The organism is Sphingomonas sp. (assembly GCF_040398505.1).
GTDB lineage: Bacteria > Pseudomonadota > Alphaproteobacteria > Sphingomonadales > Sphingomonadaceae > Sphingomonas.
Genome location: NZ_JBBATX010000154.1, coordinates 1 through 4713 on the forward strand (window position 1 = coordinate 1; position 4713 = coordinate 4713).

Consider the following 4713-nt stretch of genomic DNA (forward strand, 5'->3'; position numbering starts at 1 on the left):
TAAGTCTTCACCGCGAAGATCTGGCCCGCGAAAAATTGATTGTCGGTGATCTGATGACGGTCGGCATGCCACGCCTCGGGCGGCAGCGTGGCGAGATAGGCATCAAGCATCGTGTAGAATTGCCCGATCGTCATCGCTTGCGGTCCGGCGGCGAGCGATGCCTTGAGCACGGGGAAGTCGGGCACCTTTTCGGGTTCCTCGATCTTCATCGCCTGTTTCATCGCATCGCGCGACAAGGGCAGCAGATGGATATCGAGCGGCGTGCCGTGCGGGCCGATATCGCCCGGCAGCGGCCCGGGATAGGTCGGCGGGGTAAGTTTGGGCGATCCGCCCAGCGCATTCAGGATGTTGCAGGCCAGGCACATGTGGACCATTTCCTGCAGCATCACCGAGCGAATTCGCGTCCCCGCCTCCGGGTTTTTACCCGGTGGGATCGAAAAGAGCGCGTAAAGATAGGGTGGGAGCGTACCGAACTCGACGCCGATTGCAGTCTGGAGCAGGTCGTACGCATCCTCCAGCGTGTCGAGCGGCCTGGCCTGCAGTCGGATCATAGCGAATCCCCCGATGTCCTTCATCACGGATCGCATTGTTTGCCGAGTCGCGGAAGCAAAAACAGTGTCGGATCGGAGTATTTTTGTAGTAATGCTCACGACATCTTAGCGTAAAAAACGCCAGACCTGCGGTGAACGCGCGTCGAGACGACAGACCTTGCTCAAGCTGTGCCGCACCGCATAGGTCGCGATCCGCGAATCGTAATTGGCGGCAGCGGGATCAGCGAAGTTCCAGTCGGGCGGATTGAAGGTCGAGAAGCCATTGATGGTGGGTAGCCGCCAATGCTCTGCCAGCAACATCGCGTCGACGTTATGCGGGTATAGCGCGGTGCGTTCGGCATCGATGTACAGCGGCGCATCGCGACGCGCGCTGACCACGTAGAAGCTGCGACAGTCCTTCGGGGGTGGCGGAAGCGACCATAAGGCCGCACCATCTTGAGTGCGGCTGACTTGCACCGGAACGTCGCTGCCGAACTGTTCGGCGATCAGCAGCGCGAGTATGCCCGCCAGCAGAACCGGCCGCCGTCCGGCCCAGTCGCGCGCGCACCTGCGCCATGCGCCAATGACGAGCAGCAGCACCGGCAGAATGAGGAACAATTGGAAGCGTAACACGACCCGCATCCCCTTCGCCCCTGGCACGAGATCGTAGACCAGCGCCCAGGCGGAGACGCTACCGACTCGGATCGTGAGCAGCCAGCACAGCAGGATTGCCGCCGCAAACGCCCGAAACCCGGCGTCGACTGCGTCCCCGCCAACGGCGCGCCGCCGGACAACGACCTGCCACATGGCGACGATGGCGAGGACGAACAGCAGCAGCGGGATGCCCGTGCCATGCTCGCCCTCGGGCATCGCATCACCCAGCAAGCGCACCAGCCAGCCCCACACATAATTGGCCGCGCCGACATTCACCGGATCAAGCGGCAGCACGAGATAGGGGAGCACTGCCTGATAGGCTTGCCCGCCGGTCTCGCGCGCCTTGGGCAGGTACACGCTCAGGAACGGAATCGCCGCGATCGCAAAGACGATGCCGCCGACTTCCAGCACCGCATTGTGCCGCACGACCACGCGCAGCAAGGCCATCGGACGCCACTGCCCGCTCATCACCACCCAGCACAGCGCGAAAATCGCGCCGAAGAAGATCGTGAACCACGCCATATAAAAGGCGGTGAACAGCCATGCTGCCAGCAATAGCGCGAGCCCGGCCGCCGCGCAGCACGCCGCCGTGCGCCGCCCCTCCCGCTCGGCGCTCGCCACCGCTACCCCAAGCAGCATCGCCACGGGCAACAAAGCGATGCTTTGCAATTGCGCGTGCCCGGCCTGAACCATCAGGCCATTGGCATTGGTGAAGAGGAAGGCGACCAGTAATCCAGCACCCCGGCCCCACCGCAACGCCCGCGCGACCAGCGCATAAGCCGCCAAAAAGCCGATTGTCTTGAAGGTCGCGATGTTGAGCGTATCGGCGAGGAACGGGTCGGCGACCAGTCGCCAAAAGGCATAGACCACCCCGTAGAGGAAATAGCCGTCATTATAGCCGAGCGTCGCCGGATAGGGATGGAAGTAGTTGGTGACGTTCCACGTCGACGCACCCGCCAGCACATTGCGCCAATGTTCGAGAATGCTGATCTCGATGATGCCGTCGGCGCGATCACTGAAGCCCTGATCAAAGCCGCTGGCGATCACCTTGCGGAAAAACAGCAGCATCGCGGCGACATAGGTCAGCGCCAGCGGCACCGGGCCGCGTCGCAACGCCCTCGAAACTGCTCCCTGCCCGCTCATCGCCGCAACCCTAGTGACGCGCACGCAATCACGCAAAATCCGGCCCGCTCATTATCCAGAGGCGTTGCGCCAAACCCCGGCCTGCGGCAACACCGTGTCACGATGTCGACAACAACCGTCCCTGCCCCGCCGCGACGCGTGTTCGTTCTCGGGGCGACCGGCACGATCGGGCAGGCGACGGTCCGTGCGCTGGTCGCGCGCGGGCATCATGTCGTGTGCCTGGTTCGCGCGAAGGCGGGGACGGGCGGCAAGATGTCTGCGACCGAGATTGCGGCAATGCTGCCCGGTGCCGAACTGCGCTTCGGCGATGTCACCGATCCGGCATCGCTCGCGCAAGACGGGTTTCGCGGCGAGCGGTTCGACGTGTTGCTCTCGTGCCTCGCCTCGCGCACCGGCGCGCCCAACGACGCCTGGGCGATCGACCACCGTGCGCATGTCGACGCGCTGGCCGCAGCACAGGCCGCAGGCGTGACGCACATGGTGCTGCTCTCGGCAATTTGCGTGCAGAAGCCGTTGCTGGCGTTCCAGCATGCCAAACTGGCGTTCGAGGCGGCGCTGATCGAATCGGGCGTGACCTATTCGATCGTCCGCGCGACGGCGTTTTTCAAATCGCTTTCGGGCCAGATCGAGCGCATTCGGCGTGGCAAGCCATTCCTGCTGTTCGGCGACGGGGCGCTGACCGCGTGCAAGCCGATCAGCGACGATGATCTCGGGCGCTATCTGGCCGAGTGTATCGATCTGCCCGCGCGGCATAATCGCATTCTCCCAATCGGCGGACCCGGTGCCGCGATCACGCCGCGCGAGCAAGGCGAGCGGTTGTTCGCGCTGTTGGGGCGCGAACCGCGCTTCACAGCGGTGCCGGTCAAGCTGCTCGACACGATCATCGCGGTGCTCGGCACGCTCGGTCGCGTGGTCCCGGTGCTGGCCGACAAGGCCGAGCTTGCCTGGATCGGGCGTTATTATGCGACCGAATCGATGCTCGTGCTCGACCCGGCGACCGGGCGCTACGATGCGGCAGCGACGCCTCCGACCGGCACCGAAACGCTGTTCGATTTCTATGCAAAAGCCATTAAGGGCGAGGCATTGGTCGATCGCGGCGACCATGCCGTTTTTTGATCCGGCGCACAGCAGCAGATAAGGAACGCATGACCGAAATCTCCACACGCTATGACGTACTGATCGTCGGTGCCGGCCATGGCGGCGCACAAGCCGCAATCGCACTGCGCCAGCGCAAATTTGTCGGGAGCATCGCGCTGCTCGGCGACGAGCCCGAGCTACCCTATGAACGCCCGCCTTTGTCGAAAGATTATCTGGCGGGGGACAAGCCGTTCGAGCGGATCCTGATCCGCCCGGCTGCCTTCTGGGCCGAGCGCGACGTGACGCTGCTGCCGGGGCGAACGGTGGTGTCGGTCGATGCCGCCGCCCACCGCGTGACGACGGCGGACGGCGCGAAGATCGACTATGGGACGCTGATCTGGGCAACGGGCGGGAGTCCCCGGCGGCTGACCTGTGCGGGGCACGATCTGCGCGGCGTGCACGGCGTGCGCACCCGCGCCGATGTCGACCGCATGATCGCCGAACTGCCCAGCGTGACGCGCGCGATCGTGGTGGGCGGCGGCTATATCGGGCTCGAGGCGGCCGCCGTGCTGACCAAGCTCGGCAAGCATGTCACCGTGCTCGAGGCGGCACCGCGTGTGCTGGCGCGCGTGGCGGGCGAACCGCTGTCGCATTTCTACGAGGCCGAGCACCGCGCGCACGGGGTCGATTTGCGCACCGACGTGCAGGTTGATTCGATCGTCGGGCAGGACGGCGCGGCGAGCGGCGTGCGGCTGGCCGACGGCACGGTGCTGCACGGCGAACTGGTCATTGTCGGGATCGGGATCATCCCGGCGGTTGCGCCGCTGCTGGCGGCGGGCGCGGCGGGCGGCAACGGCGTCGATGTCGATACGCTGTGCCGCACCAGCCTGCCCGACATCTTCGCAATCGGCGATTGCGCGGCGCATGCCAATGGCTTTGCCGATGGCGCGACGATCCGGCTCGAATCGGTGCAGAATGCCAATGACCAGGCGACCACGGTGGCGAAACTGCTGACCGGCGAAGAGCAGCCCTACGACGCGGTCCCGTGGTTCTGGTCGAACCAATATGATTTGAAGCTGCAGACCGTTGGCCTGTCGACCGGATACGACGCGCTGGTCGTACGCGGCGACAGCGCGGCGCGCAGTTTCTCGGTGATCTATCTGAAGCAAGCCCACGTGATCGCGCTCGACTGCGTCAATGCAACGCGCGATTATGTGCAGGGGCGCGCGCTGGTGGTGGCGCGCGCGGTGGTCGATCCGGGGTTGCTCGGGGATGCGAGCGTGCCGTTGAAGGAGATGGTTGGGGCTTA

At 64.9% G+C, this 4713-nt stretch carries 4 protein-coding genes; 2 read left to right on the plus strand and 2 right to left on the minus strand.

What is annotated here, in order from left to right:
- Together ABWP09_RS13550 and ABWP09_RS13555 are read right to left on the minus strand one after the other, a co-directional pair.
- On the minus strand, positions 1–551 hold a 551-nt coding region (locus tag ABWP09_RS13550), incomplete at its 3' end, for a ferritin-like domain-containing protein (protein WP_353205653.1).
- A gap of 105 nt (positions 552–656) precedes the next feature.
- Positions 657–2297, minus strand: coding sequence for a hypothetical protein (locus ABWP09_RS13555; RefSeq protein WP_353205654.1), 1641 nt, complete (start codon positions 2295–2297; stop codon positions 657–659).
- A 132-nt stretch (positions 2298–2429) separates the two neighbouring features.
- On the opposite strand from ABWP09_RS13555, the gene ABWP09_RS13560 reads away from it, so the two are divergent.
- Positions 2430–3443 carry an NAD(P)H-binding protein gene (locus ABWP09_RS13560; protein WP_353205655.1) on the plus strand — a complete coding sequence of 338 codons (1014 nt, stop codon included), beginning with the start codon at positions 2430–2432 and terminating at the stop codon, positions 3441–3443.
- Between the two features lie 29 nt (positions 3444–3472).
- The coding region (locus ABWP09_RS13565; RefSeq protein ID WP_353205656.1) for an NAD(P)/FAD-dependent oxidoreductase at positions 3473–4713 on the plus strand (1241 nt) is incomplete at its 3' end.

Coding starts and splice junctions, on each gene's coding strand:
- ABWP09_RS13560 (WP_353205655.1), top strand. CDS start 2,430: ATGTCGACAACAACCGTCCCTGCCCCGCCGCGACGCGTGTTCGTTCTC.